Consider the following 26,692-nt stretch of genomic DNA (forward strand, 5'->3'; position numbering starts at 1 on the left):
CCATGTCCACCTTCCCCTCCGCCTCCGCACCGCTGCCCGGCTCGTTCCACCTGCCCCCGCTGCCGGCGGAGGCCCCCGAGGCGGACCTCCGCGACCGCCGCGCGCTGCGCGGGGTACTGGGGCGCTTCGCCACCGGGGTGACCGTGCTGACCGCGGGGCGCGACACCCCGTGCGGCATGACGGCCAACTCCTTCACCTCCGTCTCGCTCGACCCGGCGCAGGTGCTGGTCTGCGTGGTGAAGTCGGCGGCCGTCCACCAGGCCGTGCTGGCCGAGGGGGCGTTCGCGGTGTCGGTGCTGGCCCGCGACCAGGAGTGGGTGGCCCGGCACTTCGCCGACCACGGACGTCCGCGCGGGGCACGGGAGTTCGAGGGGATCGACCACGCGCCGGGCCGGCACACCGGGGCGCCCGTGCTGGACCGCGTCCAGGCGTGGCTGGAGTGCCGGCTCAGCGCCGTCCACGAGGGGGGTGACCACACCATCTTCATCGGCTCGGTCCTGGGCGCGGGCCGCTCCGCCGGCGCGGACCCGCTGCTGTTCCACGGCGGCGCCTTCGCCGGGCTCGCCGGCTGACCGGCAGCACCGACCGCACCGCTCGCACCGCTCGTACCGCTCGTACCGCTCGTACCGACGCCCGGCCGGGATCCTCCCGGCCGGGCGTCGGCGCGTGAGGCCGGCGCGGGCGGGCGGGGAAACGCGTGAGGTCCGGGCCCCCGCGGGCCCGGACCTCAGATGGGGGTGGTTCGGTCAGTCGCGCGGTCGCACGGTCATCGGCAGCCCGCCCCTGATCCGCAGGGTCAGCATCGGCTCGGCCCGCACCCGGTGGCCGGGCGGGACGGACAGCCGCAGCCGGCGCAGCAGGACGGCGAGCACGACGGTCGCCTCCAGCATCCCCAGACCGCTGCCCACGCAGACCCGGGGGCCGGCGCCGAACGGCACGTAGGCGTAGCGGTGGCGGCCCGCCGCGCGGCCCTTGGCGAAGCGCCCGGGGTCGAAGCGCTCGGGGTCGTCCCAGAAGTCCGGGTGCCGGTGCAGGGTGTACGGGCACAGGACGACGTCGGCGCCGGCCGGTACCCGGTAGCCGCCGATCTCGTCCTCGGCGAGCGCCTTGCGGGGCAGCAGCCAGACCGCCGGGTAGAGGCGCATCACCTCCTGGAGCACGGCGGAGGTGTAGCCGAGCCGGTGCACGTCCTCGAAGGCCGGCAGCCGGTCGCCGAGGACGTCGTCGACCTCCGCGCGGACCCGGTCCCCGATCTCGGGGTGCCGGTCGAGGAGGTACAGCGCCCAGCCGAGGGTGCTGGCCGTGGTGTCGTGCCCGGCGAGCAGCAGGGTGACCAGCTCGTCGCGCATCCGGTCCTGCCGGGCCCGGGGGTCGCGCTCCTCGGCGGTGGCGTCGATCAGCCGGGACAGCACGTCGTCGCGGGTCCCGTCGGACGCCGGGTGGCGGCGCCGTTCGCGGTCGAGCGCGGCGACGATCCGGTCCAGCTCGGCGCGCGCCCTGCGGAACCTGAGCTGGAGCGGCAGCGGCACCCAGGAGGGCACCGAACCGAGGCTCATCATCTCGAAGATGGCCTGGTCCTGGACGACCTCGAAGGCCTCGCCGATCGACTCGTAGGCGCCGAGGTCGGCGTCCAGCAGCGAGCGGCCGAGCACGCCGAGGGTGAGCGTGGTCATCTCCTGGCGGATGTCCACCGGGCCGGTGCCCGCCGAGCGGCGCAGCCGGTCGGCGAGCAGCGCCGCCTCCTCGGCGATCGCCGTGGTCTGCCGGGAGATCCGGCGGGCCTGGAACACCGGCTGGATCACCTTGCGCTGGGCGCGCCACCGCTCGCCCTCGCTGGTCAGCAGCCCGTCGCCGAGGGCGCGCCGGGCGTGCACCAGGCCGATGCCCTTGTGGTAGTTGGCGCTGTTGTCGGTGAGCACCCGGCGGACGTGGTCGGGGTGGTTGAAGAAGTAGAGCGTCTTGGGGCCGAGCGGCAGCCGCACCGCGTCGCCGTAGGCGGCCGCGGCCCCGGTCATCACCGCCAGCCGGTCGGCGGCCATCCGGGCCAGCAGGACCGGGGTGGCGGCGCGGGACGGGCCGGGGGGCCGGCGGGGCGGGCCGCCGCGCGGCCGGGCGGCGGCCGGGGCGCGTCCGGCGGCCGGGCCGGTGGGTTCGGCGGCGGTCACGCGCGGGCCCCGGGCGCGCCGCTGGTGATCCGTTCGGCGATCCGCTGCCGCCAGGTCTCGTAGGCCGTCAGCTCCCCGTCGACGACGGGCAGCGGCCGGGCCAGCGCGCACACCTCGGCGGCCTGTCCGGGGGTGAGGCCGCAGAGCCGCCGGACCGCCGTCTCGGAGTGCTCGGTGAGCAGTCCGGCCTCCACCCGGGCGGTGGCGGCGAAGGCCACGCCCTGGGAGAACTCGGGCCGGTGCGCGCCGACCCGCTCCAGCAGCAGGTCGAGTTCGGCCTCGGTGGCGCCGCCGGCGTAGCAGGTGGCCAGGCCGACCCCCGCCCACAGGTCGGCGCGGCGGTCGGCCTGGTAGCCGTCGACCAGGTCGGCGACCACGGCCGGGTCGGTGCCGCCGATGAACCACAGGGCCCGGCCGATGCCCTGGTCGATGGCGCGCCCGGCGTAGCGCCGGGTCTCGTCGCCGGGCCAGGGGAAGGCGCTCTCCCGGTGGTGCCCGTGCACGTACCGCGCGGTGCGGAAGTACGCCTGGTGGAAGCCGTACCCGTCCAGCGCGAGCCAGCGCAGCAGCGGGTCGGCGGGCGCGACGGCCGCCCAGCGGAAGCGGGGCAGCCGGGCCATCGCCCAGCCGACCCCGACGTGCACCATGTAGCTGTGCGGCGCCCCGTGGCCGGCCAGGAACTCCGCCACCCGGCCGCGGCCGGGCACCGGCAGGCCGTCCAGCATGGCCAGGCCCATCGCCGCGCCCTCGTAGGCGAAGCCCCGGTAGCGCACCGGTATCCGCTCCAGCCGCAGGTGCGCCGCGTCCTGGTCGGGGGCCTCGACGGCGATCGCGTAGCCGTCGAGGAAGGTGCCGCCGACGGTCTCCAGGTTCTCCCGCGCCTCGGGGCTCTTCACATGGAAGCCCCGGGTCGAGAGCTTCGTCTCGTTGTGGCTCGGCGTCAACAGACGGCGTCTGACCGCCCGCCAGCTCCCGCTCATCACTGCCTCCCGCCCGCCGCGCGCCCGGATGGCCGCGGCTCTCCGGATCCATGCTTGGGCGCCCCGGCACGCGGGACTACTCCCACCGTGCCGATGCCGGGCAACACGGAAGAAGCCAACCGGGCCCGGCTGACCTGACAATCTGTCATGTTACGGCTGGGTAACGGGTGTTCCGGGAGTGCCCGCGGGGGGCGGCTCGGTGAGTTGAGGGGAACCCGGATGACTGAGACCACCACCACGGGCTGGACGGTGAAGGCGCCGCCGCGCGCCACCTCGTTGTTCGTCGACGGCCTGTTCCCGCGCCGCCGGGCCCTGGTGGTGGTGCCGGCCCTGCTCGGCGGGCTGCTGCTGGCCTGGCTCTGGGCGTCGGCGCCGGCGGACGGCGGGAACGCCGTGCCCGCCCTCGACCGGCTGCTCGGGCACGGAGCCGGGAGCACGCCGCCGCACGGGGCCGTCGCCGGGGTGCTGTTCGCCTTCCTCTCCGGCCTGGCCGGGTCGTTCACCGCCGGCAATGTCGCGGTGTTCGGCGTGGTGGGGCCGCTGCTCGGGCGGATGAGCCTGACCAGCCGCCCGCGGCCGGCGCACACGCTCTACCCGCTGGTCTGGCTGGCGGCCGGCATGCTGCCGGTCTCGGCCGGCTACGGGGCGCTGGTCGGCCTGTTCGGCACCCGGATGCCGCAGTTCTCGGCGGGTTCCGCCCCCGGGACCCTCCCGCCGGGGCTCGTCGAGGCGATGGCGGTGTTCGGGGTGATCGGCCTGGTGGCGCTGGTGATCGGGCTGGCCGCCGCCGGGGTGCTGCCCGACCCGCTGGCGGGGGTGGCCCGGCGGTACCCGAACGCCCCGCTGGTGCTGCTCGGCGCCCTGGCCGGAGCCCTCCTGGCCGGCCGCCCGCACCCGCTGTTCCGCGCCCTGTTCCGGCAGGCGGCCCTGGAGCGCGCGCCGCTGTACGGGGCGGTGGCGTTCTCGCTCCAGTCGATCGGCGGCGTCCTGGTGGCGGCGCTGCTGCTGCTGGTGCTGTCCAGCGTCCTCGGCGCGCCCGTGCAGCGTTGGCTGGCCACCGCGCCCGGCCGGGGGGCGTCGCTGACCGCGTTCGCCTTCCTGCTGACGGGCGCGTTCACGGTGGCCTACTGGGACGTCCGGCTGCCCGGCGAGTTCGGCGTCCTCTGGTGGCCGGGGAGCTGACGCGGACGGGCGGGCCGGGCCCGCTCAGACCCGCCGCTGCGCCGCCCGGGCCACGGACTGCCGGGCGCGCTCCGGGTCGTCGCCGGCGCCGAGGATCATGCCGCACACCTGGGCCTCGAAGCAGACGTCCGCGGTGAGCGGCTCGATCAGATAGCCGCCGAGGTCGAGCGTGACCAGGCCGTGCAGGGCGATCCAGAGCTGGTGGGCCACCAGTTCCGGATCGGAGGGCAGGAAGCGCTCGGCGGCCACGCAGCGCTTGACCGCCCCGACGAGGGCGTCCAGGGTGTAGCGGCCGTGCTGCCGGTCGTCGTCGGTGAGCGAGAAGCCGCTGAGGCCGGAGCCGCCGAACATCACGTGGTAGAGGTGCCGGTGCTCGCGGGCGTTGGCCCGGTACGCCCAGCCGAGCGCGACCACGTCGCAGACCGGGTCGTCGCTCTCGCGGACCGCCTCCAGCCGCCGGTTGAGCAGGGTGAAGCCCTCGCGGACCATCGCCCGCACCAGGTCGTCCATGCCGCCGAAGTGCGTGTAGACCGCCATGGTCGAGGTGCCCACGGTGGCCGCCAGTTTGCGGGTGGACAGCGCGGCCGGCCCCTCCTCGCTGAGCAGCTTCGCGGCCGCCTCGATCAGCTGGGCCCTGAGATTCGGGTCGACTTTCCGTGGACTCACCCTTGACAGTATGTCAGCCGCCTGTGACTCTCATCAATGACAGCGTTATATAACGGTGCTATCGATGGAGGGGCGGCCATGCCTCGCGCCACGGGTCACACGTCAACGAGTCATCTGTCCAGCACGACGCACCTGCTCGGACGCGGCTACCGGCCGGTGCCCGCCGAGACCGAGCACACCGATCCGACCGTCCTCGGCGTCCTGCCGCCGCAGCTGGACGGCACCTTCCTGCGGATCGGCCCCAACGCCCGGGGCGACCACGACCCCGCCGTGCGGCACGCCTTCGCCGGCGCCGGCATGGTGCACGGCCTGCGGCTGGGCGGCGGGCGCGCCCACTGGTACCGCAACCGCTGGCTGCGCACCGACGCCGTCAGCCGCGAACTCGGCGAACTGCCCACCCCCGGGCCGCGCCGCGGCTTCGACGACAACGTCAACGCCAACCTGGTCCACCACGCCGGCCGCACCCTGGCCGTCACCGACGGCGGCGCCCTGCCGCTCGTCCTCGACCCCGCCCTGCGCACCCTGGCCCGCACCGACTTCGACGCCACCCTGCCCGGCGGCTTCTGCGCCCACCCGCTCACCGACCCGGTGACCGGCGAGCTGTACGCCGTCACCGTCGACCCGGCCGGGGACGAGGCCGTCCTGCTCACCGTCGACGTCGAGGGCCGGGTCCGCGAAGCGCTGCCGGTGCCGGTCAAGGGCCGCCCCTGGATGCACGCCTTCGCGCTCACCGAGCGCCACGCCGTCCTGTTCGACCTGCCGGTCGCCCACGACCCCGCCGAGGCCCGGGCCGGCTCGCCGGTGCCCTACAGCTGGCAGCCCGACCGCGACGCCCGGATCGGCATCGTCCCCCGCGACCGGCCGGGGGCCACCGCCCTGTGGCTCGACGTCCCGCCCTGCTTCGTCTTCCACCCCGTCAACGCCTTCGAGGACGCCGACGGCCGGATCACCGTCGACGTGATCCGCCACGAACGGGCCTTCGACCGCGACCGGCTGCACCCCAGCGAGTCCGCGCCCACCCTGTGGCGGTGGATCCTCGACCCCCGCGAGGGCGCCGTGCTCGAACGCCGGCTCGACGGCCGGGTCCAGGAGTTCCCCCGCATCGACGAGCGCCGCACCGGCCTGCCGTACCGCTACGCCTTCACCGTCGAACTCGTCCCCGGCCGGGGCGCGGCGCTGTGCGGCCCCGCGCTGCTGCGGCACGACCTGGCCACCGGCCGCACCGACCGGCACGCCTTCGGCGGCGGACGGCAGGGCGGCGAGGCCGTCTTCGTGCCGCGCGACGCGTCGGCCCCCGAGGCCGACGGCTGGCTGCTGACCCTGGTGCACGACCCCGCCACGGACCGCGGTGAACTGGTCGTCCTGGACACCGCGGACTTCACCGGCCCGCCGGTCGCGGTGGTGCCGCTGCCGGTCCGGGTGCCGCACGGCTTCCACGCGCAGTGGGTGCCCGCCGGACGGTGAACGGGAACCGACGCTCCGCCGGGAACCGGGCACGTTCGGAGTAAGCCCCGGGCGGCCCCGCTGGAACACTCTTTCCAGCGTCCGCCGTACACCGGGAGCCGGCTCCACGCCTTCCGGGCGCGGCCCTTCGGAAGGAGCGGCGATGACTTCAGCACACGCGTTGTCCGGGCTCATCGCGGGGGTCGACCCCGAGGTGCCGCACGTCTCCCGGGTGCTCGACCTGCTGCTCGGCGGCACCGCCAACTACCCGGCCGACCGGGCCGCCGCCGAGCACGCGTCGGCCGCCCGGCGAGGCGGCGACGTCCGGGTGGACGTCCGGGCGGCGCGCGGCGCGCTGGTCCGGATGGTCCGCTACCTGGCCGCCGAGGCCGGTGTCCGGCAGTTCCTCGACATCGGCAGCGGCCTGCCCACCATGGACAACACCCACGAGGCGGCGCGGAGGATCGTCCCGGACGCCAGGACCGTGTACGTGGACAACGACTCGGTCGTGGTGGCGCACGCCCGCCGGCTGCTGGCCGGCCTGCCCAGGGACGAGGTCCGCTACCTGCACGGCGACCTGCGGGAGATCGACCGGATCCTCGACGCGGCGCGGTCCGTGCTGGACTTCGAGCGGCCGGTCGGCGTGATCCTCTTCGGCATCCTGCAGTACGTCCCGGACGACCAGGGCCCCGCCGGGCTGCTGAAGCGCATCGTGGACGCCGTCCCGCCGGGCAGTCATGTCGCCTTCTCCCAGCCCGCCCGGGCCGGCGCGGACGAGGACGCCGTGACGGGCGCGGCCTTCGACCTGCTGGAGCGGCCGTGGGGGGAGCCGGTGGTGCGCCGGACCAGGCAGGAGACCGCCGACCTCTGCTTCGCCGGCCTGGAGCCGGTCGAGCCCGGCCTGGCCGAGCTGCCCGACTGGCGGCCGGAGCCCGGCGCGGCGGGACCGCGGCCGCTGCCGGCGTGGTGCGGGCTGGCCCACAAGGCCTGACCGGGCCGGCGGCCACCCGGCCCCGGTCGCGCAGCGTGACCGCCGCCCCCGTCCGGCTCTGCCGGACTGCGGGGGAGGGGTGGCCGGCGCGAGGGTGGGGTGGGGGCTGGGGGAGCCGAGGCGAGGAGCGGGCATGGCGGAGCAGGGCGGAGGGACCGGCCGCATCGTGGTCGGGGTGGACGGGTCGGAGCCGTCGAAGCAGGCGCTGCGCTGGGCGGCGCGGCAGGCGGCGCTCACCGGCGGCGTGGTGGAGGCGGTGATCGCCTGGGAGTACCCGACCTTCCACGGCGCGCGCGGCTGGTTCCCGCCGGCGAGCACCGACGAGACGGAGCTGGCGGGCAAGGCGCGCCGGGAGGCCGCCCGGGCCGTGGCGGAGGCACTCGGGCCGCAGCCGCCGGTGGAGGTGCGGATCGAGGCCCGCTACGGCTCCCCGGCCGGCGCGCTGATCGACGCCTCCCGGGACGCCTCCTTGCTGGTGGTCGGCAGCCGGGGGCTCGGCGGCTTCTCCGGGATGCTGCTGGGCTCGGTGGCCCAGCACTGCACCCGGCACGCGAGCTGCCCGGTCCTGGTGTACCGCGACTGAGGGGTACCGCGGCCGACGGCGGGTCGTCAGCCGAACAGGACGGTGGACGCCGCCGGGACGGGCAGCGAGCCCGCGCGGCGGGGCAGGCCGGTGTCGCCGTCCAGGTCGAACCAGGTGACGTCCCCCGAGCGCTCGTTCGCCGCGTAGAGGCGGGTGCCCGACGGGTCGAGGACGAGGTCGCGCGGCCACTCGCCCCCGCACGGCACCGAGGCCACCGCCCGCGCCCGCTCGCCGTCCGCGTCGAGCGCCAGCACGGCGACGGTGTCGCTGCCGCGCACCGCCACCCACAGGAAGCGCCCGTCGCGGGAGACCACCGGGGCCGAGGGGAGGACCGCGCCCTCGGGGCCGCCGGGGAACAGCGGGGCCTCGCCGACCGCCTCCAGCACCCCGGCCGCCGCGTCCCAGCGGCAGACGGTCACGGCCGGGCGCAGCTCGCCGAGCACGTACGCGTACCGCCCCGAGGGGTGGAAGGCGAGGTGCCGAGGGCCGGTGCCGGGCGGCAGCGCGAGGCGGCGCGCCGGCGTGAGCGCGCCGGTCGCCGGGTCCAGGGCGCAGATCCGCACCGCGTCGGTGCCGAGGTCCACACCGAGCACCCAGCGTCCGGACGGGTCGGCGAGCACCTGGTGGGCGTGCGGGGCGCGCTGGCGGTCGAGGTGCGGGCCGCTGCCCTCGTGCTTCAGGACGTCGCTCGGCGCCTGCGGGACGCCGTCGGCGGCGAGCGGCAGCACGGTGACGCTGCCGGACCCGTAGTTGGCGGTGAGCAGATGGCCCTGGGTGAGGGCGAGGTGGGTGGGCTCGTCGCCGCGCACCGGCACCGGGGCGCCGAGCGGGCGCGGCAGCGGGCCGGCGAGGTCGTACGCGGCGACCGCGCCCGGCAGCGTCTCCGAGACGGCGTAGAGCACCGGGCCGCCGTCCGCCCGCCCGAGGGCGAGGTAGGACGGGTTGGGGACGGTGTCGACCGCGCCGGTCTCGGTCAGCGCCCCGGTGTCCGGGTCCACCGCCGCCACCACGATCCCGCGTCCGCCCGCCGAGGTGAACGACCCGATGAAGGCCCGCCCCATGTCCTTGTCCTCCACAGCACCCTCCGTCGTCCCCGGTCCGCCGCAAGCGGTCCGACGCTAGCAGGCGGCCCCGCCGCCCCGGTCGGCGCGGGAGCGGCCGCCCCGGGCGGCCCGCGGATTTCACCGGAACGCACCGCCGCCGCGGCGGCCGGGTCGCGCTCCGGCCCGGTTGCGGCGACGGTGGGAGCAGCGGCCCGGGCGGCCGGCCGACCGCCGCCGCCCGGGCGGGGAGGGGCTGAATGGGGCGTCGGCACGGCCGACAAGTCCATCACCACCGGGCTCTGCCCCGGCGGCCGGCTGCGCATGGAGCGGCTGCTGCGGGTGCTGGAGCGCAAGCGCCTCGACCCCACCTACATGACGACCCACGAGTTCCGCTTCGACGAGATGGAACGGGCCTTCGAGGTCGCGGACAAGAAGCTGGAGGACGTGCTGAAGGTGCTGATCGCCTTCTGACCGCACCTCATCCCGTTCTCCGGCCCTGCGGAAGCGAGGCGGCATGCACGACCCCGATCCACCGTTCCGGCCGGTCCGCCGGCGGCAGGGCTACCTGCCGCTGGAGGACCTCGGCCTCATCGGGGACGGCACCACCGCCGCCCTGGTCGGCCTGGACGGTTCCATCCCGTGGCTCTGCCTGCCCCGGTTCGACGCCGAACCCCTGTTCTGCGGCCTGCTGGACCGCACCCGGGGCGGGCACTTCACCCTGGCGCCGGAGGACCTGGTCGAGGCCCGGCAGCGCTACGAGCCGGACACCGGCGTCCTGGTCACCGAACTGCGCAGCCGCACCGGCCTGGTCCGCGTCACCGACGCGCTGGCGCTGCGCTCCGGCGCCGACCTCACCGACAACGCCCCCGCCGCCCGCTCCGAACTCGTGCGCTCCGCCGTGGTGCTGGACGGCCGCGTCCGGCTGCGGGCGGAACTGGAGCCGCGCGGCGGTGCCCGGACCAGGGCGCTGTTCAGCGGACTGGAGGTGCGCCCGCTGCGCCGCCCCGGCCTGCGGCTGCACCTGCGCTCCAACCGCCCCCTCGAAGGCCTGCACAGCACCCACGAGCTGCGCCAGGGCGACCGGCTCGACCTGGTGCTCTCCTGGGGCCGCTTCCACCGCCACCACCGGGTCGACACCGACGCCATGCTGACCGGCACCGCCGACGCCTGGCGCCGCTGGATGCGCCACTTCGCCTACGACGGCCCCCAGGAGCCCCTGGTCCGGCGCGCCGCCGTCACCCTGAAGCTCTGCGACGACTGGGCCAACGGCTCACTGGTCGCCGCGCCCACCTCCTCGCTGCCCGCCCCGATCGGCGGCATCCGCAACTGGGACTACCGCTACAGCTGGATCCGCGACGCCGCGTTCGCCGTCTTCGCGCTGCGCCGGATCGGCTTCCGCGGCGAGGCCGACGCCTTCCTCGGCTGGGTGCTCGACGCCTTCGAGGACAGCGGCCGCCCCCGCATCATGTACGACCTGCGCGGCGGCCCCGTCCCCGACGAGACCGAGGACGCCGAACTGGAGGGCTACCAGCGCTCCGCCCCGGTGCGCTGGGGCAACGGCGCCGCCGACCAGCGCCAGCACGACGTCTACGGCGAGATCCTGGACTGCGCCGACCAGTGGCTGCGCGCCGGCGGCGAGATCCAGCCCGCCCTCTGGGCCGGCCTGGCCAGCCTCGCCGACGCCGCCGAGCAGGCCTGGCGCGAACCCGACCAGGGCATCTGGGAGGTGCGCAGCGCGGGCCGGGTGTTCACCTACTCGGCCGGGCTCTGCCAGGTGGCCCTGGACCGCGCCGCCCAGATCGGCGGACGGCTCGGCCTGCCGATCAGGACCGCCCGCTGGCGCGCCTCGGCCGACCACCTGAGCCGGCTCATCCTGGAGCAGTCCTGGGACGAGGACGCCAACACCCTCAGCGCCCACCTGGACGGCGGCGGCGTCCTGGACGCCAGCCTGCTCGCGCTCCCGCTGCGCCACGTGGTGCCGGTCGACCACCCGCGGATGGTGGCCACCGCCACCGCCGTCGCCGAACGGCTGTCCGCCGGCGGCGGGCTGCTCCACCGCTACCTGCACGAGGAGTCCCCCGACGGCCTGGCCGGCGACGAGGGCGCGTTCGTGCTGTGCAGCTTCTGGCTGGTCGACAACCTCATCGGCCAGGGCCGGATGGAGGAGGCCGAGGAGCTGTACGCCTCGCTGTGCTCCCGGGCCAGCCCGCTGGGGCTGATGTCGGAGCAGATCAACCCGTCCACAGGAGAGTTCATGGGCAACTTCCCCCAGGCGTTCAGCCACATCGGGATCACCGCCAGCGGCGTGAACCTGGCCCGGGCGCGGGCGGGGGTGCGGCGATGATCGAGCGGCTCGCCGTCTTCGGCGCGACCGGCGACCTCACCGCGCGCTTCCTGCTGCCGGCGCTGGCCGCGCTGCGGGCCGGCGGACACCTGGGCGAGCGGCTGAGCCTGACCGGCGCCAGCCGGGAGGACTGGTCCACCGAGCGGTACCGGGAGTGGGCGGCCGTCCAGCTCGACCGCCACGGCGAGGACTGCCCGGCCGACGCCAAGGCGGCGGTCACCGCCTCGGCCCACTACCGGCGGGCCGACGTCACCGACCCCGCCGACGTCGCCGCGGTCGTCGCCGGGGAGGGCCCGGTCGCCGTCTACCTCGCCCTGCCCCCGGCGCTGTTCCCCACCGTGGTCGGCGCCCTGCACCGGGCCGGCCTGCCCGCCGGCAGCCGGATCGTGCTGGAGAAGCCGTTCGGCGAGGACCTCGCCGGCGCCCGGGAGTTGAACCGGTTGCTGGCCGACCTGGTCCCGGAGCGGGCGGTGTTCCGGGTGGACCACTTCCTGGCCATGACGACCGTCCAGAACGTCCTCGGCAGCCGGCTGGCCAACCGCGTGCTGGAGCCGATCTGGAACAGCACCCACATCTCCGAGGTCGACATCGTCTGGGACGAGACCCTCGCCCTGGAGGGCCGGGCCGGCTACTACGACCGCGTCGGCGCGCTCAAGGACATGATCCAGAACCACCTGCTGCAACTGCTCTGCCTGGTGGCCATGGAGCCGCCGCTCACCCTCGGCGAGCGCGACCTGCGCGACCGCAAGGTGGACGTGCTGCGCTCGGTGCGGCCGCTGACCGAGAACGACGTGCTGCACCGCACCCGCCGCGCCCGCTACCTGCCGGGGAAGGTCGGCGACCGGGTGGTGCCCGCCTACGCCGACGAGGAGGGGGTCGATCCGCGGCGGCGCACCGAGACCTTCGCCGAGGTGGAGCTCGAACTGGACAGCTGGCGCTGGGCCGGCACCCGGTTCCGGCTGCGCAGCGGCAAGGCGCTCGGCGCGGACCGCAAGGAGGTCGCGGTGCACTTCCGCCCGGTGCCCCACCTGCCGTTCGGCCACGGCAACGAGGCCCGGCCCAATGTGCTGCGCTTCGCGCTCGAACCGGAGGGGCTGGCCCTGGACCTGACCGGGATCGGCGCGCGGGCCCACGAGCTGGCCCCGCTCTCGCTCACCGCGCGGATGGACCCCGCGGAGCTGCCCGCCTACGGCCGGCTGCTGCTGGACGTGCTCACCGGCGACCCGGCGCTGTCCATCCGCGGCGACGAGGCGGAGCTGGCGTGGCGGGTGCTCGAACCCGTGCTGTCGGCATGGGAGCGGGACGTGGTGCCGCTGGAGGAGTACCCGGCCGGCTCGCAGGGACCGGCCCCGCGGTACCCGTAGGCGCGGCGCGATGGAGGAGAGCGCCCCCGGCGGGCACCGGGCCCCGTGCGTCGTGGTCATCGGGGTCTCCGGCACCGGCAAGACCACGGTGGCCCGGCTGCTCGCCGAACGGCTGGACGTCCCGTTCGCGGACGCGGACGACTTCCACCGGCCGGCCGACATCGCCCGGATGGCGGCCGGCGTCCCGCTCGACGACACGGTGCGCCGGCCCTGGCTGGAGGCGGTCGGCCGCTGGCTGCACGAGCGCGACGCGGCCGGCACCGGCTGCGTGGTCGCCTGCTCCGCGCTGAAGCGGCGCTACCGCGACATCCTGCGGGCGGCCTGCCCCGGCGCGTTCTTCCTGCACCTGACGGCCGGCCACGACCTGCTGGCCGAGCGGATCGGCCGCCGCTCGGGCCACTTCATGCCGGGGTCGCTGCTCGACTCGCAGCTCGCCACCCTCGAACCGCTGGAACCGGACGAGCGGGGCGCCACCCTGCACGTCGGGCCGGGCCCCGCGGCGATCGCCGACGCGGCGGCGGGGCTGCTGCCGCGCCCTCCGGGGGAGTGAGGTCAGCCCGGCAGGCCCCCCAGCTCCGCGTCCCAGTCGATCAGCGACCCCTCGGTGCCCCGGGGGACGAGCGCGAAACTCTCCCGGCGCAGCCAGCGCCGCAGCTGGCGGGCCGGCAGGTCGACGAGCACCGAGCCGTCCTGCCCCTGGAGCATGATCCGCAGCGAGGCACGGCCGTGGCAGGTGCAGGGCGGCCAGATCCGCACGTCGCCGGTGCCGGCCGGCCGCTGCAGGCCCTCCCAGAGCAGGTCGCGGGCGAACTGCCAGGTGCCGGCCTCGGCGGCGGCGCCGAGGAATTCGAGGGAGACGGCGAACGGGTCGTCGCGGTGGTAGGTGAAGCGCACCGGGATGCCGAGGGACTGGTCCTCGCCGAGCACGATCCGCGCGTCGAGCACGATGTCGGTGCTGGCGGTCTCCGGGCAGGGCTGCGGGCTGGGGAGCGAGTGGGGCGCGGGCATGGAGGTCTCCGGGGTCGGGGCCGGGCCTGGGACGGCGCCGGCCGGGGTGGGGCGAAGAGGGCCGCCCGCCGGAGACCGGCTGCGGCGCGCTGCTCTCGCCTCGGGCCCTGGGAGCTGCCGGTGAACAGGGGAGAGGCGGGTCACCGCCCACGGTAGGAGGCGGCGGCGGGGGAGATGTTCCACCGGTGCACCGCGACATGACGATCAGCGCACCGTCCGCCCGTCGCACCGGACGGGACGGAGGCGCACTACCCGGTACCCGCCGCCCGATCCGCCGGTGGCCTGGGGTTTTCTCGTTTTGTTGAATGTTTGTCCACTTGGTTTCGCTTCCTGTATGAATGCGGCCGGAGGTGCGGATATGAAGAGGTGGATCCAGCGCGCGAGCCCAGGAGGCGAGGCGCTGCAGTCGCTGGTGGACGGCCTGGCCGAGGAGCTGGGGCGTTCCGTCGTCCTCGACGACCCGCTGGTGCGGATGATCTGCACCAGCCGTCACTTCGGCGACGAGGACCGGGTGCGGGTGCGCACGCTGCTCCAGGGCATAGCGGACGACGAGACCATCCGCTACGTGCTGTCCCGGGGCGTGGCGCAGTGGACCAGGCCGGGCCATCTGGACGGCCGCGACGACCTGGGACTGCAGCCGCGCTACTGCGTCCCGATCCTCGAACGCGGCCACATGCTGGGCATCCTCATGGTCGTGGCGAAGGAAGGGGACCTCACCGAGGCCGAGACCGCGGCCATCGCCCGGGTCTCCCGCGCCGTGGCCGCCGAGATGTACGCCGAGCGCCTGGCCTCCGACGCGGACGAGGAGCAGACCCGGAGCCTGGTGAACCGGCTGGTCGGCCCGGACTCGGCGCAGCGCAGCACGGCGCGCCGGCGGCTGCTGGACGACGGTCTGCTGCCGGCCGGCCCGCACGTGGTGGTCACCCATGTGGCCGTCTCCGGGCTGCGCGGACCCTCCGGCCGGATCGAGGTGGCGCTGCGCGGCGCCCTGGAGCCGTTCCGGCAGACCCGCACGGCCCACGGCCTGCTCGCGATCGAGCAGGACCGGGCGGTCCTGGTGCAGGTCTTCGAGCGGGAGCCTTCCGAGGAGGACCTGGATCTGCAGTCCCGCGGCATCGTCCGCTCACTGGAGACCTTCCTGGACCGGGGGGCCGCGACGGTGGTCGGCGTCGGCGGGCGCCGGGCGGAACTCGGCGACGCCTGGATCTCCCACGACCAGGCCCGGGTGGCGGTGCGCGCCGCCCGCCGGCTGCCCCAGCTGGGCGGCATCGGGGACTGGGAACGGCTCGGCGAGTACGCCGTGCTCCTCCAACTGCCCGACAGCGCGCTCAACGACTTCCTCGTCCCCGAGCCGCTGCGCCGGCTGCTGGGCGGCGGCGCCCACGCCCGCCTGGAGGAGACCCTGCGCTGCTTCCTGGAGAACGCCGGCTCGGTTCCGAGGACGGCGGAGATCCTGGAGGTCCACCGCACCTCCCTCTACTACCGGCTGCGGCAGATCCAGGAGATCACCGGCCTGGACCTCGACGACGGTGCGCACCGGCTGGTGCTGCACATGGGGCTGCGCCTGTGGGACCTGCTGCACACCCCCGCCGAACGCCCGGCCTGACCCCGCGGCCCCGGCCCGTTCCTACAGAACGAGGACGCCCGGTTGCTACAGAGTGATGAAGCTCCGTCGGGCAATCCCTACGCCGGTCGGTGGTCGGCGGGCCCCGCGGGCGACCAGAATCGTCACTACGAGCTGCCACTCGTCCCTCCGCCCCCCGGCCGCCCACCGGGAACCGGACCCCTCAGACGTACCCGCCGACACGAACGGACGCGAACGACCACCATGCACGAACTGACCACCGACGACGGGGTGCGCCTGGCCTACCGCGACAGTGGCGGCGACGGGGTTCCGCTGGTCATGCTCCACGGCTGGGGCCAGACCCAGGAGATGTTCCGCCACCAGACCGAGGGGCTGGCCCCCGGACGGCGCGTCGTCACGGTGGACCTCCGGGGCCACGGCCGCTCGGAGAAGCCGCGCCACGGCTACCGCGTCGCCCGGCTGGCCCGGGACGTCCTCGGCCTGGTCGACCACCTCGGCCTGGCGGGCTTCGACGCGCTGGGCTGGTCGATGGGCGCCTCCGTGTGGTGGAGCTTCGTCGACCAGTACGGCACCGGCCGCATCCGCCGGTTCGTCGTCGTCGACCAGCCCGCCGCGGTGGCGGCGGTGCCGTGGACGACGGAGGCGGAGCAGCGCGCGTCCGGCGCCATCTTCGACGTCGCGGGGCTGCTGGAGCTCTGCGCAGCGCTGGCCGGTCCGGACGGCGCCGAGGTCCGCGAAGGCTTCGTGCGCTCGATGTTCAGCGGTGACACCGATCCCGGGCTGCTGGCCTTCGTGACCGAGCAGATCCGCGCCACCCCGGCGTACGCGGGCGTCCCGCTGCTCTTCGACCACTGCGCCCAGGACTGGCGCGACGTCCTGCCCCGGATCGACGTCCCCACCCTGGTGCTCGGCTGCGAGGGGAGCCATGTGGACCCCGCCTCGCAGGCGTTCGTCGCCGGGCGGATCCCCGGCGCCGAACTGCACGTCTTCCCGGAGGAGGTGGCGAGCTCGCACTTCCCCTTCCTGGAGAACCCCGCCGCGTTCAACGCCGTCGTGGAGAAGTTCCTCTCCTGAGCGCGCACCTCCTCTCGTCCTTCTGATCCTCTGATCCTCTGATCCTCTGTATTCCTGAACACCTTCTGAGCACCTTCTGAACACCTTTTGAGCGCCCCGCCGCCGAGCGGCGGGCGGCGCGCCACCCTGCCCTGGGCACCCAGCGCAGATCCATACGAACCGGTCGGAGCCTCCCGTGATCCAGTCGGGTCCCTCACCCATGCCCGAAACCGCGCACCACCAGTCCACCGGGGCCGCCCACCACGGCGGCGCCGGTTGCATCGACGTCCTCGCGCCGCCGCCCGGCGCCGATCCCGGCGACTGCCTCTACGTCGCCCTGCACCTCCAGGGCACGGCCTCGCTGCGCCGCGACGGCGCCAGTACGTCCCTGGAGCCCGGCGACCTGCTGATCGGCACCACCCCGCACCCGATGGGCCTGCTGTCCGACCCCGGGTGCCGGATGGTCCACTTCCGCGTCCCCTGCTTCTACCTGGGCGTGCGGCACAGCGACGTCCGGCGCACCGGCGGGCTGCTGGCCCGGGGGGACGCGGGCGTCGGCTCGCTCGCCTCCCAGTTCCTGCGCACCCTCGCCTCGGAGCTCCGCTCCCACCGGTCCCGGCCGGGCCACCACCTGGCGCGCAGCGTCTCCGACATCGTCGCCATCCTGGTGACCGAGCTGCTCGAACGGGTCGACCCGGAGCAGCCGACCGCCGCGGGCGGGATCCTGGAGCGGATCCGCGGCCACATCGAGGAGAACCTCGCCGACCCGGACCTCTCGCCCGAGTCGATCGCCCGCTCGCAGCACATCTCGGTGCGCTACCTGCACAAGCTCTTCCAGCAGGACGGCACGACCGTCGGCCAGTTCGTGCGCGGGCGGCGCCTTGACGCCTGCCGCCGGGAGCTGGAGCGGCCGTCCCGCCGGCAGGCCGGCGTCGCCGCCGTCGCCCACCGCTGGGGCTTCGTCAGCCACTCCCACTTCAGCCGCGCGTTCCGCGAGACCTACGGCGTCTCGCCGCGCGAGTGGCAGGCCTACGCCGCGCACGCCGACGCCCGGCAGCAGGCCTCCTGACCCCCTTCCCCCGCCGTCCCCCCGCGGGCCGGCGGGGCCCGCCCGCCCACCGCGCGGACCCCGCCGGCCCGCAGCCCTGTGAAAGGCCGCCATGTCCTCCGCCCCGTCCTCCGCCAGACCCACCGTCGTGCTGGTCCACGACGGCTGTTCCGACGCGACCAGCTGGGTCGGCGTCGTCGCCGAACTCCACCGGCGCGGCCTGACCGTGCTCGCCGCCGCCAATCCGCTGCGCGGGCTCGCCCACGACGCCGCCTACCTGACCTCGGTGCTCGCCGGGATCGACGGCCCCGTCGTCCTCGTCGGCCACTCCTACGGGGGCGCCGTGATCACCGAGGCGGGCGCGGCGCCCAACGTCGTCGCGCTGGTCTACGTCGCCGCGTACCTGCCCGAGGTGGGCGAGAGCTACGACGCCCTCGCGCAGCGCTTCACCCCCTCGCCGCTGCTCTCCCGGCTGCGGCGCACCGCGTACGCCACCGCTCCGGTCGGGCAGGCGACCGAGCTCTCGGTGCCCGGGGACTGCTTCGGCCCGCTCGTCGCCGCCGACCTCGACCCGGAGGTGGCACGGGTGCTCGCGGCGCTGCAACGGCCGGTCGACGAACGGGTGTTCACCGACGCGCCGACCGTGGCGGCCTGGCGCGGCAAGCCCTCGTGGGCCCTGGTGACCGGTGCCGACCGCGCCCTGCCGCCGCCGGTGCAGCGGTTCACGGCCGAGCGGGCCGGCGCCACCGTCCTGGAGCTGCCCGAGGCCTCGCACGCGGTGGCCGTCTCCCGGCCGACGACGGTCGCGGAGTTCATCCACGACGCCGCCAGGCCGGCCGCCGGCTGACGCCGCATGCCACCGCGCCCGGCCCCGTGGTGACGGGGGCCGGGCGCGGTGGCATGCGGCTGTCCTGCTTCCTTCGCCTTCTTCTGCCTTCCTTCGCTTCCTTCGGCCTACTTCGCCAGGAAGGCCAGCAGCGCGGCGTTGACCTCCTCGGCGTGGGTCCAGAGCAGGCCGTGCGGGGCGCCCTCGATCTCCACGTAGTCGGCGGCGGGCAGCGCCTTGTGGAACTGGCGCGCGGTGTTCTCGATCGGCAGGGTGCGGTCGCCGGTGCCGTGCAGGATCAGGGCGGGCACGTCGATCCGGGCGACGTCGGCGCGGAAGTCGGTGTACCAGGTGGACGGCGCGGCCGAGGCGGCGAAGGCGCCGCCGCTCGCGGCGACGTTCCAGCTGTTGCGGACGGCCTCCTCGCTGATCCGGGTGCCGAGGTTCTCGTCCAGGTTGTAGAAGTCGTTGAAGAAGTCGGTGTAGAAGGCGAAGCGGTCGGCCTTCACGGCCGCGACGACGCCGTCGAAGAACTCCCGCGGGGCGGCGCCGTCCGGGTTCTCGTCGTTCTTCAGCAGCCACGGCTCCAGCGAGGCGAGGAAGGCGACCTTGGCGATGCGCTCGGTGCCGTACTGGGCGACGTAGCGGGCGGCCTCGCCGGTGCCCATCGAGAAGCCGACCAGGACGGCGTCCCGGACGTCCAGGGTCTCCAGGACGGTGTTCAGGTCGGCGGTGAAGGTGTCGTAGTCGTAGCCGGTGGTCGGCTGCGAGGAACGGCCGAAGCCGCGGCGGTCGTAGGTGATGACCCGGTAGCCGGCGTCGAGCAGCGCGGCGCTCTGGCGCTCCCAGGAGGCGCCGTTCAGCGGGAAGCCGTGGATCAGCACGACCGCCTGGCCGGTGCCGTGGTCCTCGTAGTAGAGCTCGATCGGAGCGGTGTTCTCCTGGCCGACGGTGATGAACGGCATGGTGAAGTCCTTTGTCTCTGGGGGTGTGCCGGGAATCGATCGGGCCCCGCCGCACCGGTGCGGCAGGGCCCGATCAGGGGAGTGGCGGTGATCCGGCCGGTCAGCCGGCGGCGTGCGGGTTGATCATCGACTGGGCGTAGAAGACGCCGAGGCCGTAGGCACCGGCGTGCTCCTTGACCAGGTCGGTCACCGCGACGTAGGTCTCGCTGCGGGCCCAGTCGCGCTGGAGCTCCAGCAGCACCTGCACCCAGGTGACCGGCACGGCGCCGGCGGCGGTCATCCGCTGGATGGCGTGCTCGTGGGCCAGCGGGCTGACACCGCCGGAGGCGTCGGCGACGACGTACACCTCGTAGCCCTGGTCCAGCGCGGAGAGCGCCGGCAGGACCAGGCAGACCTCGGTCCACAGGCCCGACAGGATGATCTTCTTACGGCCGGTCGCCTTGACCGCCTCGACCAGCGCCTCGTCCTCCCAGGCGTTCATCGAGGTGCGGTCGATGACCTCCTGGTCGGGGAAGACCTCGCGCAGCTGCGGGAGGATCGGGCCCGAGAAGGACTCGGCGGCGACGGTGGACAGGACCACCGGCACGTCGAAGATCTTTGCGGCCTTGGCGAGGCCGACGGTGGAGTTGATGATCGCGGTGCGGTCGCCGCTGCCGGTGCCGAAGAACATCTGCGGCTGGTGGTCGACGAACAGCATCATCGAGTTCTCGGGGGTCAGCAGGTCCGGGCTCGGGGCGGCGTGGACCGAAGCGATGTCGACCATGGGTCTTCTCTTTCCTTCTCAGTACAGGGGCTTGACGTAACGTCAGGCGCTCGCCCGGTTCCCTGGGGCGCTCACGGGAACGACGCTACGGCCGGACCTCCGGCCCTTCTGCTCGTTCCGCGTCCCACCGCTGTCCCGACAGCGCATAGCCTGTGCCGCATGGAGATCCGCACCGCCTCGGACGAGGACTGGCCGAGCATCTACCCCTTCTACTCCGCGATCATGGCCGAGGGCCGGACGTACGCCTTCCCCGAGCGGCAGACCCTCGACGAGGCCAGGCCCTGGTGGATGGAGCAGCCCCCCGGCCGCACGGTCGTCGCCGTCCTGGACGGCCGCATCGCTGGCTCCGCCAAGATGGGCCCCAACAAGCCCGGCCGCGGCTCCCACATCGGCACCGCCTCCTTCCTCGTCGACCCCGCCCACCAGGGCCGCGGCATCGGCCGCGCCCTCGGCGAGCACGTCATCGCCTGGCACCGCTCCGAGGGCTACCACGGCATCCAGTTCAACGCCGTCGTGGAGACCAACGAACCCGCCGTCCACCTCTGGCAGTCCCTCGGCTTCGAGATCATCGGCACCGTCCCCGAGGTCTTCGACCACCCCGACCACGGCTACGTCGGCCAGCACTTCATGTTCCGCCGCCTCTGAGACGGCGAAGAGCCGCCCCTCGCTCCGCCGAGAGAGGGGCGGCCCTGGTTCCGGCCGGTCGGGGTCAGCAGTAGTTCACGACGGTCGAGACCGTCGAGGACGACGGGTACCAGCCGGGCTGGGTCACGGTGAACGTGGCGGTCACCTGCGAGCCGCAGGGCACGTCGCCGGTGACGCTGCCGATCTCCTGGGCCGGCCCGTTGGCCTCGATCAGGACGGTCGGGTAGACGGTGCCGAGCGCCGGGTTGGTGATGCCGATGGTGGTCAGCTGGAAGGAGACCTGCTGGTCCTGCCAGGTCGCGCTGTACGGAGTGGCGCGACCGAACGCGTAGACGTGGCCCTGGTTGATGTTGATACAGGCCCTGACCGTGACGTGGTTCGGCACACCCGGGGTACCGCACGTGGTGACGCCCACGGGGTTGGCGGAGGCGGTCTGGACTCCGGTCAGCGCGGCCAGGGCGGCGGTGCCGGCGAGAACAGCGGCAAAGCGTTTCATGGGTTTCCTCCCTCGTTGGGTGTTCCCGGTGGACACCGGGAACACATGTGACATGTCACATCGCTCTGGTCGGATTGTCACATGCCGCCACGAACGGGGATAGCCGCCCGCCCTGTCAGCAACCGGCCACCGGAGGAGCCGCTCCATAGGGGTCCAACGCGCCGGCCTTGGCGGCTCGGAGGAGCGCGGCGAACTCGGCAGGGGTGGTACGGACTATGGGGTCGGTGTCGTCGGACTCGCGAAGCTCGATCAGTCCGTCCGTGGTACGCACCTCGACGCACTCGTCGTTCGCACCGGAGTAGCTGGACTTCTGCCAAGCCGAGCTATGCATGCTTGCTTTCCACTTCCTTCTTCAGGGATGCGATGAAGTCGCGGGAGTTCTCCTCCGAGAGGGCGCAGGACTCGAACCGGGCGAGCAGGGATCGGAATCTCGCCGTGTGCGCCGGGGAGTCGAAGATTCGAATACTCCGCGCGATGCTCCTCTCCGCCGGCTGGGCGCCGGACGCCATCGCCGACGCCGAACTCGCCTTCCACGAGCTGTACATCAACGCCTGGCAGCACGCGGGCTCCCCGGCGCCGCCCGTCCTGGTCTCCCTCCGGTCCGCCGTGCTCCGCGTCTCCGTCTGCGACGACTGCCCCGACCTGCCGCCCGAGCCCCGCCTCCCCGCCGACCCCTACGCCGTCTCCGGGCGCGGGCTCCACCTCGTGCGCGCCCTCACCCACCGGTTCGGCGTCGACCCGGTCAAGACCGGCAAGGTCACCTGGTTCGAGCTGGACGCCGCCGCGTGAACGGCCCCATCGCCCCTGGCGACACGTACCTGCGCACCTACACCGAGCCCGAGGTCACCGCCCTCCTCCGCGAACTCCACGAGCGCGGAAAGCCGTTCGGCATCCATTGGGGCTCCGCGGCCGTCAACGGAACCAGCATCGACGGCCGCCTCCTCGTCGACTTCGGTGACACCTCCGTGGCCACCGTCCTCAACCTCCTCCACGTCCTCCGGGAGAGGGGTGACCGGCCGTGGGAGTCGTGATCCCCCTCCTCGGCGGGGCGACCCACGCGGAGCGGACCACCGTCGCCTACCTCACGGCCGAGTCCGCCCCGGACGCGGCCGTGCAGCTCCGGGCGGCCGTCGACCTCGACATCCACGTCGGGCCGGGGGAGGAACTCGCGGTCGCCCTCGCCCGCGACCAGGCCGAGGACCTGCTCCACGGCCTCGCCGACCGCCTCGGCCACCGGGTCATCGGGGCCCACCGATGAGTCTCAACGGCGCCGGCCTCCTGGTCGGCGCCGCCCTCACGGTCCTGGTCGCACTCGCCTTCGCCACCGTCTTCCTCGGCGTCATCGCGACCCTGCGGATCTCCCACTTCGACGACCACCCGTCCCACCCCGACAAGCATCCCGACTACCGAGAGCGCCGGAGCAAGGTCGCCATACGCGACAACATCCCTCGTACGACGGAACATGATTGACGGCAAGTCAGTCGAGTCCGTACGGTGATTGGCCGACTACTCACACTTGACCGCCCGGGGGCGTGATGAGCCAGCCGTGGGACGCCGATCCCGACGCCGTTATGACCCGGCGCCTCGGCAAGTCGCCGACGGAGCTGGGCACCACCGGAGGCCGGGACGGCTGTCCCGACATCTGGGAACTCGACAACGGCGACATCGCCGTCATCGGCCGTGACCTGACCGCCGCCTACCGGGCCGGGCTCCCGCACGACGTGGCCGTCGGGGAGGGCGGGCGCCTGGTGGTCATCCCCCGCGCCACCCTCCTCTCCGCGAAGGCGGACCTCCCGGATGCCTGACTTCCTCGGCGACCTGCCGGGCGACCGGCTGCCCCTCGACGAGTACCGGGCGGACTTCCGCCGCCGGGACTTCGCGGTCGACGGCTACGACTCGTGGAAGCTCGAACGCCGCCAGGACTTCCAGGAGCCCGGGGACCCCAGCTGGCGCGCCTACGTTGAGGGGGACTGGGCGCGGTCCCTCCGTCTGATCGACGCCATGCGCGACGACCTGCTCCAACTCGCCCGCACGGCCGCCGAACACGACACCCGCATGCTGCGCGTACGCGTCGTCGAGTTCCCGGTCACCCCCTATCTCGCCTGGGAACTGCACCTGCTGCGGCTGCGCGCCGAGTGCGGCGAGCTGATCCGGGTCGTCGGCCCGGACGTGATCGCGCCGTACGAGCAGGACGGGCCGCTGCCGGAGCTCGTCACCCTCGGTCCGGACACCGTCTACGACATCGGGTACGACGCGGACGGCGTCCTCGACGGGGCGACCCGCTACACGGGCCGGCCGGTTCGGGAACGGGTCGTCGAGTTCATCGCCGGCCTGTACGGCCGGGGCGAGGACATCGCCGGCTTCATGGCTCGCGAGGCGGGGGGACTGCGGCCCGACGGACCGCGGCCGGCCGGGGCAAGGGCGGGGCGCTGAGCCGTGCCGCAGGAGAGACCCGAGGGCTCACCGGACCACACCGGCTCGTCCGTCTCCTCGTCCATGTCCGGTTCGGCAGGCAACGTCGTGCAGGCCCGGGACATCCTGGGGCCCCTGCACATCCACGCCGCACCGTTGCCGCCCACCAGGCACGGTGAAGCCGTCCCGTGGCAGCTGCCCACGGACGTCCGCGGCTTCGTCAACCGGTCGGCGGAACAGCAGGCCATGAACCACCTGCTGGCCGAGCACCCGCGCGGGCCGCGGATCCTGGTGCTCACCGGCACGGCCGGCGTCGGCAAGACCTCCCTCGCCCTGCACTGGGCGCACGCCGTCCGCGAGCAGTTCCCGGACGGCCAGCTGTACGCGAACCTGCACGGCTACGACCCGCAGGAGCCCACCGCCCCCGCCCAGGTGCTCGAACGCTTCCTGCGCGCCCTCGGCGTACCCGCCACGGCGATTCCCACCGATCTCGAGGCGCTGGCGTCGACCTACCGCTCGCTGGTGGCCGGTCGGCGGATGCTGATCGTGCTCGACAACGCCTCGCGCGCGGCCCAGGTCCGCCCGTTGCTGCCCGGCACCCCCGGCGGGCTGGTGGTGGTGACCAGCCGCCACCGCCTGTCCGGCCTCGGCGTGCGGGAGGGCGCCCGGCACCTGACCCTGGAGGTGCTCGCGGAGCACGACGCCGTCGAGCTCCTGCGCGCGGTGACCTCGGACTACCGCAGCGAGGACGACCCCGCCGAGCTCGTCCAGCTGGCCCGGCTCTGCGCGCGCCTGCCGCTGGCCCTGCGGATCGCCGCCGAACGCGCCGCCGGTCGGCCGCGCATGCTCCTGAACGACCTGATCCAGGACCTCCGGGACGAGTCCAGCCTCTGGGACGCGCTCTCCAGCGAGGACGAGGAGGAGTCCGAGGCCGTCCGCTCCGTCTTCGCCTGGTCCTACCGCGCCCTGCCGGCCGACGCCGCACGGCTGTTCCGCATGCTCGGCCTCCACCCCACAGGGGAATTCAGCACCGCGGCCGCGGCCGCGCTCATCGCGACCGGGGTCAGGCAGGCGCGCCGCCTGCTGGACGCGCTCGTCGCGACCCACATGGTCGAACAGACCGCCGCGGACCGCTTCCGGTTCCACGACCTGCTGCGCGCCTACGCCGTGGACCAGGCGCGCAGCGCGCAGGAACCGCAGGAGAGCGAGCACGCCGTCCGGCGGGTGCTCGCCTGGTACCTGCACACGGCGGACGCGGCCCAGGCCCGCACCGCTCCCCACGAGCCCCGAGTACTACTGGCTCCCCTCGATCCGGACGTGGAGCCGACGGCCTTCGACGACGACACCACCGCGATGCGGTGGTTCGAGGCGGAGCGGGAGAACCTCGCGGCCACCGTCCGGACCGCGACCGCCCTGGGGCTGGACGGCTACGTCCACCGGCTGGCGATCGTTCTCCGCGCCTTCTACATGGTGCGCAATCCCTTCCAGGACTGGTTCGAGACCTCGCGGCTGGGGCTGGACGCCGCCCGACGCGACGAGGACCGGCACGCGCAGGCGGAACTGCACGAGAGCCTGGGCATGGCGTACACGCAGTCCGGCCGGCTCGACCGCGCGGTCGACCAGTACCGGGCGGCACTGGTCATCCGCCGCGAGCTCGACGATCCCGCAGGGGAGGCTCTGACCCTCAACGGGCTGGGGTTGCTGCGGCTGCGCCGACGCCGGCTCACGGACGCGCGGGAGGCGTTCGAGCGGGCCGGGGCCTTGTTCCGGGCCATCGAGGACACCTACTGGGAGCCGCGCACCGCGGTCAACCTCGCCGAGGTCGAGGCCGCGCTCGGCCGGCTCACCGAGGCCGAGCGCCTGGTCCGGTCCGGCTTGGAGACCTTCCGCGACCGCGCCGACCGCTGGGCGGAGGGGAACGCGCTGTGCGTCCTCAGCCTGATCCAGCTCGAGGGTGGGCGGGTGGCCGAGGCACTGGACAATGCTCAGCGGGCGGTCGACCTTGCGGTGGACCTCGACAGCGCCGTGGCGGAGGGCCACTGGCTGACGCAACTCGGGCATGCCCAGCGCGCCGCCGGCCAACCCGCCGACGCTCTCGTCTCCTACCACCGGGCCGCCGTCCTGCAGCGCGGCCTCGGCGACCGCAGCCGCGAAGCGCTGGCCTGGGACGGGGCCGGCCGCGCCCACCTCGACCTCGGCCGGCCCCAGGAAGCGACCGGGTTCCACCGCCGGGCCGTCGCCGTGCACCGTGAGCTGGGCGAGCGGTGGCAGGAGGCGACAGCCCTCTGCCACCTCGCCACCGCGCTGGAGAGCGGCGAGGACCCGGAAGCCGTTCGGCAGCACCGACGCGAGGCGCTGGCGCTGCTCGACGAGTTCACCGACCCGGGCGCCCTTCGCCTGCGCGGCCGATTGACGAGCGCCCTCGGCCCGGACGCCTGATCCAGCCCGCAAAGAGTCATCTGCCCCGAGCCGGCACCCCGGTTCGTCGACAGCGAGTGGACTCTGTGCGCAGGGCTCGAACTGGGTGGGGATTGTGTGAGGGGTGCGGGTCACACGCACAAGTGAATATCGGGCAATCCGGGTGCGGAGGGTCCGGTTCTCCCGCTGTGCTGGGCACGCCTGGTCAGACAGGGCGACGGTGTCCGTCGGCGATGAGAGTGGGGACCGTGGGAAGAACAGGGAAGCGGACGACGTGTGCCGCGGCGGTCGCGGTACTGGCGATGGTGGGCCTCGGCGGCTGCGCGATGCCCGCAGTGCCGGTCTCGGAGACACCGAGGGCCGCTCGGGTCCCGGCGCCGGCTGCGCCGGTGGACCCTGCGACCCGGTCCGGGGCGCTGCCCAGTACCGGCGCCAGCCCATTGCTCCCCGTGGCCGGAGCCGCCGCCGCACTCTTCGTGGGCGTCGGCGGCGTCCTGGTGGTGCTGTGGCGGGACCGCAGGACCGGGACGCCGGCACCGCCGCCCTCCCCGCGCCCGGGCCGAGGAGAGCTGTGACCAGCGACGACTTGCCCCGACCAGGGGGGAGGGGTAGTGTTTCCTAGTCGCTCGACAGGGAGCACCGGACACGCATCGGCGCGGACGGTCCCGGGGCGGCCAATCCTCTGGAAATACCTACGCTTCCCGCATGGGGT

Annotated in this window: 30 protein-coding genes; 21 read left to right on the forward strand and 9 right to left on the reverse strand. The window is 74.3% G+C overall.

Going from position 1 to position 26,692, the window contains the following annotated elements; all coding sequences use genetic code 11:
• Window positions 1-2 precede the first annotated feature (2 nt).
• On the forward strand, window positions 3-572 hold the full coding sequence (locus ABTX81_RS33635) for a flavin reductase family protein (RefSeq protein ID WP_502892916.1): 570 nt from the start codon (window positions 3-5) through the stop codon (window positions 570-572).
• A gap of 174 nt (window positions 573-746) precedes the next feature.
• On the opposite strand, the gene ABTX81_RS33640 is transcribed toward ABTX81_RS33635, so the two are convergent.
• Together ABTX81_RS33640 and ABTX81_RS33645 are read right to left on the reverse strand one after the other, a co-directional pair.
• Entirely contained in the window at window positions 747-2,039 is a 1,293-nt protein-coding gene (locus ABTX81_RS33640) for a cytochrome P450 (protein ID WP_350553649.1), read from the reverse strand.
• Between the two features lie 122 nt (window positions 2,040-2,161).
• Complete coding sequence (locus tag ABTX81_RS33645; RefSeq protein ID WP_350553593.1) at window positions 2,162-3,145, reverse strand: DUF1702 family protein; 984 nt, start codon at window positions 3,143-3,145, stop codon at window positions 2,162-2,164.
• A 219-nt stretch (window positions 3,146-3,364) separates the two neighbouring features.
• On the opposite strand from ABTX81_RS33645, the gene ABTX81_RS33650 reads away from it, so the two are divergent.
• Window positions 3,365-4,327, forward strand: coding sequence for a hypothetical protein (locus ABTX81_RS33650; protein WP_350553595.1), 963 nt, complete (start codon window positions 3,365-3,367; stop codon window positions 4,325-4,327).
• Window positions 4,328-4,351: 24 nt separating this feature from the next.
• On the opposite strand, the gene ABTX81_RS33655 is transcribed toward ABTX81_RS33650, so the two are convergent.
• On the reverse strand, window positions 4,352-4,993 hold the full coding sequence (locus ABTX81_RS33655) for a TetR/AcrR family transcriptional regulator (RefSeq protein WP_350553597.1): 642 nt from the start codon (window positions 4,991-4,993) through the stop codon (window positions 4,352-4,354).
• 78 nt (window positions 4,994-5,071) lie between these two features.
• Between ABTX81_RS33655 and ABTX81_RS33660 the strand changes: the two genes are divergently transcribed.
• From ABTX81_RS33660 to ABTX81_RS33670, 3 genes are all read left to right on the forward strand, one after another.
• Window positions 5,072-6,457 (forward strand): carotenoid oxygenase family protein, encoded by a 1,386-nt coding sequence (locus tag ABTX81_RS33660; RefSeq protein ID WP_350553599.1) that lies wholly within the window; start codon window positions 5,072-5,074, stop codon window positions 6,455-6,457.
• Window positions 6,458-6,599: 142 nt separating this feature from the next.
• Window positions 6,600-7,427: an SAM-dependent methyltransferase gene (locus ABTX81_RS33665; protein ID WP_350553601.1), complete on the forward strand. Its 828-nt coding sequence runs from the start codon at window positions 6,600-6,602 to the stop codon at window positions 7,425-7,427.
• Window positions 7,428-7,560: 133 nt separating this feature from the next.
• On the forward strand, window positions 7,561-8,010 hold the full coding sequence (locus ABTX81_RS33670) for a universal stress protein (protein ID WP_350553603.1): 450 nt from the start codon (window positions 7,561-7,563) through the stop codon (window positions 8,008-8,010).
• A 26-nt stretch (window positions 8,011-8,036) separates the two neighbouring features.
• Here the strand turns inward: ABTX81_RS33670 and ABTX81_RS33675 are convergent, their stop codons facing one another.
• On the reverse strand, window positions 8,037-9,071 hold the full coding sequence (locus tag ABTX81_RS33675; RefSeq protein WP_350553651.1) for a lactonase family protein: 1,035 nt from the start codon (window positions 9,069-9,071) through the stop codon (window positions 8,037-8,039).
• A 180-nt stretch (window positions 9,072-9,251) separates the two neighbouring features.
• On the opposite strand from ABTX81_RS33675, the gene ABTX81_RS33680 reads away from it, so the two are divergent.
• The 4 genes from ABTX81_RS33680 to ABTX81_RS33695 are packed head-to-tail and all read left to right on the forward strand — an operon-like array spanning window position 9,252 to window position 13,311.
• On the forward strand, window positions 9,252-9,524 hold the full coding sequence (locus ABTX81_RS33680; RefSeq protein ID WP_350553605.1) for an MDR/zinc-dependent alcohol dehydrogenase-like family protein: 273 nt from the start codon (window positions 9,252-9,254) through the stop codon (window positions 9,522-9,524).
• Between the two features lie 43 nt (window positions 9,525-9,567).
• Window positions 9,568-11,397 carry a glycoside hydrolase family 15 protein gene (locus ABTX81_RS33685; protein WP_350553607.1) on the forward strand — a complete coding sequence of 610 codons (1,830 nt, stop codon included), beginning with the start codon at window positions 9,568-9,570 and terminating at the stop codon, window positions 11,395-11,397.
• On the forward strand, window positions 11,394-12,761 hold the full coding sequence (locus ABTX81_RS33690) for a glucose-6-phosphate dehydrogenase (protein ID WP_350553609.1): 1,368 nt from the start codon (window positions 11,394-11,396) through the stop codon (window positions 12,759-12,761). The genes ABTX81_RS33685 and ABTX81_RS33690 overlap by 4 nt, the downstream gene beginning before the upstream one ends.
• Before the next feature lie 10 nt (window positions 12,762-12,771).
• On the forward strand, window positions 12,772-13,311 hold the full coding sequence (locus ABTX81_RS33695; protein ID WP_350553611.1) for a gluconokinase: 540 nt from the start codon (window positions 12,772-12,774) through the stop codon (window positions 13,309-13,311).
• A 2-nt stretch (window positions 13,312-13,313) separates the two neighbouring features.
• On the opposite strand, the gene ABTX81_RS33700 is transcribed toward ABTX81_RS33695, so the two are convergent.
• Window positions 13,314-13,769, reverse strand: a complete 456-nt coding sequence (locus tag ABTX81_RS33700) for an SsgA family sporulation/cell division regulator (RefSeq protein ID WP_350553613.1) — start codon at window positions 13,767-13,769, stop codon at window positions 13,314-13,316.
• A gap of 358 nt (window positions 13,770-14,127) precedes the next feature.
• Between ABTX81_RS33700 and ABTX81_RS33705 the strand changes: the two genes are divergently transcribed.
• The 4 genes from ABTX81_RS33705 to ABTX81_RS33720 all read left to right on the forward strand — a co-directional run bounded on the left by ABTX81_RS33705 (window position 14,128) and on the right by ABTX81_RS33720 (window position 18,302).
• Entirely contained in the window at window positions 14,128-15,375 is a 1,248-nt protein-coding gene (locus ABTX81_RS33705) for a PucR family transcriptional regulator (RefSeq protein ID WP_350553615.1), read from the forward strand.
• A gap of 222 nt (window positions 15,376-15,597) precedes the next feature.
• On the forward strand, window positions 15,598-16,428 hold the full coding sequence (locus tag ABTX81_RS33710) for an alpha/beta fold hydrolase (protein ID WP_350553617.1): 831 nt from the start codon (window positions 15,598-15,600) through the stop codon (window positions 16,426-16,428).
• Between the two features lie 199 nt (window positions 16,429-16,627).
• Window positions 16,628-17,476 (forward strand): helix-turn-helix domain-containing protein, encoded by an 849-nt coding sequence (locus ABTX81_RS33715; RefSeq protein ID WP_350553619.1) that lies wholly within the window; start codon window positions 16,628-16,630, stop codon window positions 17,474-17,476.
• 91 nt (window positions 17,477-17,567) lie between these two features.
• Window positions 17,568-18,302: an alpha/beta fold hydrolase gene (locus tag ABTX81_RS33720; protein ID WP_350553621.1), complete on the forward strand. Its 735-nt coding sequence runs from the start codon at window positions 17,568-17,570 to the stop codon at window positions 18,300-18,302.
• A gap of 107 nt (window positions 18,303-18,409) precedes the next feature.
• Here ABTX81_RS33720 and ABTX81_RS33725 read toward each other — a convergent pair whose 3' ends face one another.
• Together ABTX81_RS33725 and ABTX81_RS33730 are read right to left on the reverse strand one after the other, a co-directional pair.
• On the reverse strand, window positions 18,410-19,246 hold the full coding sequence (locus ABTX81_RS33725) for an alpha/beta fold hydrolase (RefSeq protein ID WP_350553623.1): 837 nt from the start codon (window positions 19,244-19,246) through the stop codon (window positions 18,410-18,412).
• A gap of 100 nt (window positions 19,247-19,346) precedes the next feature.
• On the reverse strand, window positions 19,347-20,009 hold the full coding sequence (locus tag ABTX81_RS33730) for a hydrolase (RefSeq protein ID WP_350553625.1): 663 nt from the start codon (window positions 20,007-20,009) through the stop codon (window positions 19,347-19,349).
• A 159-nt stretch (window positions 20,010-20,168) separates the two neighbouring features.
• On the opposite strand from ABTX81_RS33730, the gene ABTX81_RS33735 reads away from it, so the two are divergent.
• On the forward strand, window positions 20,169-20,654 hold the full coding sequence (locus tag ABTX81_RS33735; protein WP_350553627.1) for a GNAT family N-acetyltransferase: 486 nt from the start codon (window positions 20,169-20,171) through the stop codon (window positions 20,652-20,654).
• Between the two features lie 64 nt (window positions 20,655-20,718).
• Here ABTX81_RS33735 and ABTX81_RS33740 read toward each other — a convergent pair whose 3' ends face one another.
• Together ABTX81_RS33740 and ABTX81_RS33745 are read right to left on the reverse strand one after the other, a co-directional pair.
• Complete coding sequence (locus tag ABTX81_RS33740) at window positions 20,719-21,150, reverse strand: hypothetical protein (protein WP_350553629.1); 432 nt, start codon at window positions 21,148-21,150, stop codon at window positions 20,719-20,721.
• Between the two features lie 115 nt (window positions 21,151-21,265).
• Entirely contained in the window at window positions 21,266-21,481 is a 216-nt protein-coding gene (locus tag ABTX81_RS33745) for a DUF397 domain-containing protein (protein ID WP_350553631.1), read from the reverse strand.
• 32 nt (window positions 21,482-21,513) lie between these two features.
• On the opposite strand from ABTX81_RS33745, the gene ABTX81_RS33750 reads away from it, so the two are divergent.
• The 7 genes from ABTX81_RS33750 to ABTX81_RS33780 all read left to right on the forward strand — a co-directional run bounded on the left by ABTX81_RS33750 (window position 21,514) and on the right by ABTX81_RS33780 (window position 26,001).
• On the forward strand, window positions 21,514-21,939 hold the full coding sequence (locus ABTX81_RS33750) for an ATP-binding protein (RefSeq protein WP_350553633.1): 426 nt from the start codon (window positions 21,514-21,516) through the stop codon (window positions 21,937-21,939).
• Entirely contained in the window at window positions 21,936-22,181 is a 246-nt protein-coding gene (locus tag ABTX81_RS33755; RefSeq protein ID WP_350553635.1) for a hypothetical protein, read from the forward strand. Before ABTX81_RS33750 ends, ABTX81_RS33755 begins: the two co-directional genes overlap by 4 nt.
• Complete coding sequence (locus ABTX81_RS33760) at window positions 22,169-22,408, forward strand: hypothetical protein (protein ID WP_350553637.1); 240 nt, start codon at window positions 22,169-22,171, stop codon at window positions 22,406-22,408. Before ABTX81_RS33755 ends, ABTX81_RS33760 begins: the two co-directional genes overlap by 13 nt.
• Window positions 22,405-22,620 carry a hypothetical protein gene (locus ABTX81_RS33765; RefSeq protein ID WP_350553639.1) on the forward strand — a complete coding sequence of 72 codons (216 nt, stop codon included), beginning with the start codon at window positions 22,405-22,407 and terminating at the stop codon, window positions 22,618-22,620. Before ABTX81_RS33760 ends, ABTX81_RS33765 begins: the two co-directional genes overlap by 4 nt.
• Before the next feature lie 65 nt (window positions 22,621-22,685).
• Entirely contained in the window at window positions 22,686-22,955 is a 270-nt protein-coding gene (locus tag ABTX81_RS33770; RefSeq protein WP_350553641.1) for a hypothetical protein, read from the forward strand.
• Window positions 22,948-23,583, forward strand: coding sequence for a DUF6879 family protein (locus ABTX81_RS33775; protein WP_350553643.1), 636 nt, complete (start codon window positions 22,948-22,950; stop codon window positions 23,581-23,583). Before ABTX81_RS33770 ends, ABTX81_RS33775 begins: the two co-directional genes overlap by 8 nt.
• Before the next feature lie 63 nt (window positions 23,584-23,646).
• Entirely contained in the window at window positions 23,647-26,001 is a 2,355-nt protein-coding gene (locus tag ABTX81_RS33780) for an ATP-binding protein (protein WP_350553645.1), read from the forward strand.
• Window positions 26,002-26,692 lie beyond the last annotated feature (691 nt).

Source organism: Kitasatospora sp. NPDC097605 (genome assembly GCF_040302725.1).
Classification (GTDB): Bacteria; Actinomycetota; Actinomycetes; order Streptomycetales; family Streptomycetaceae; genus Kitasatospora.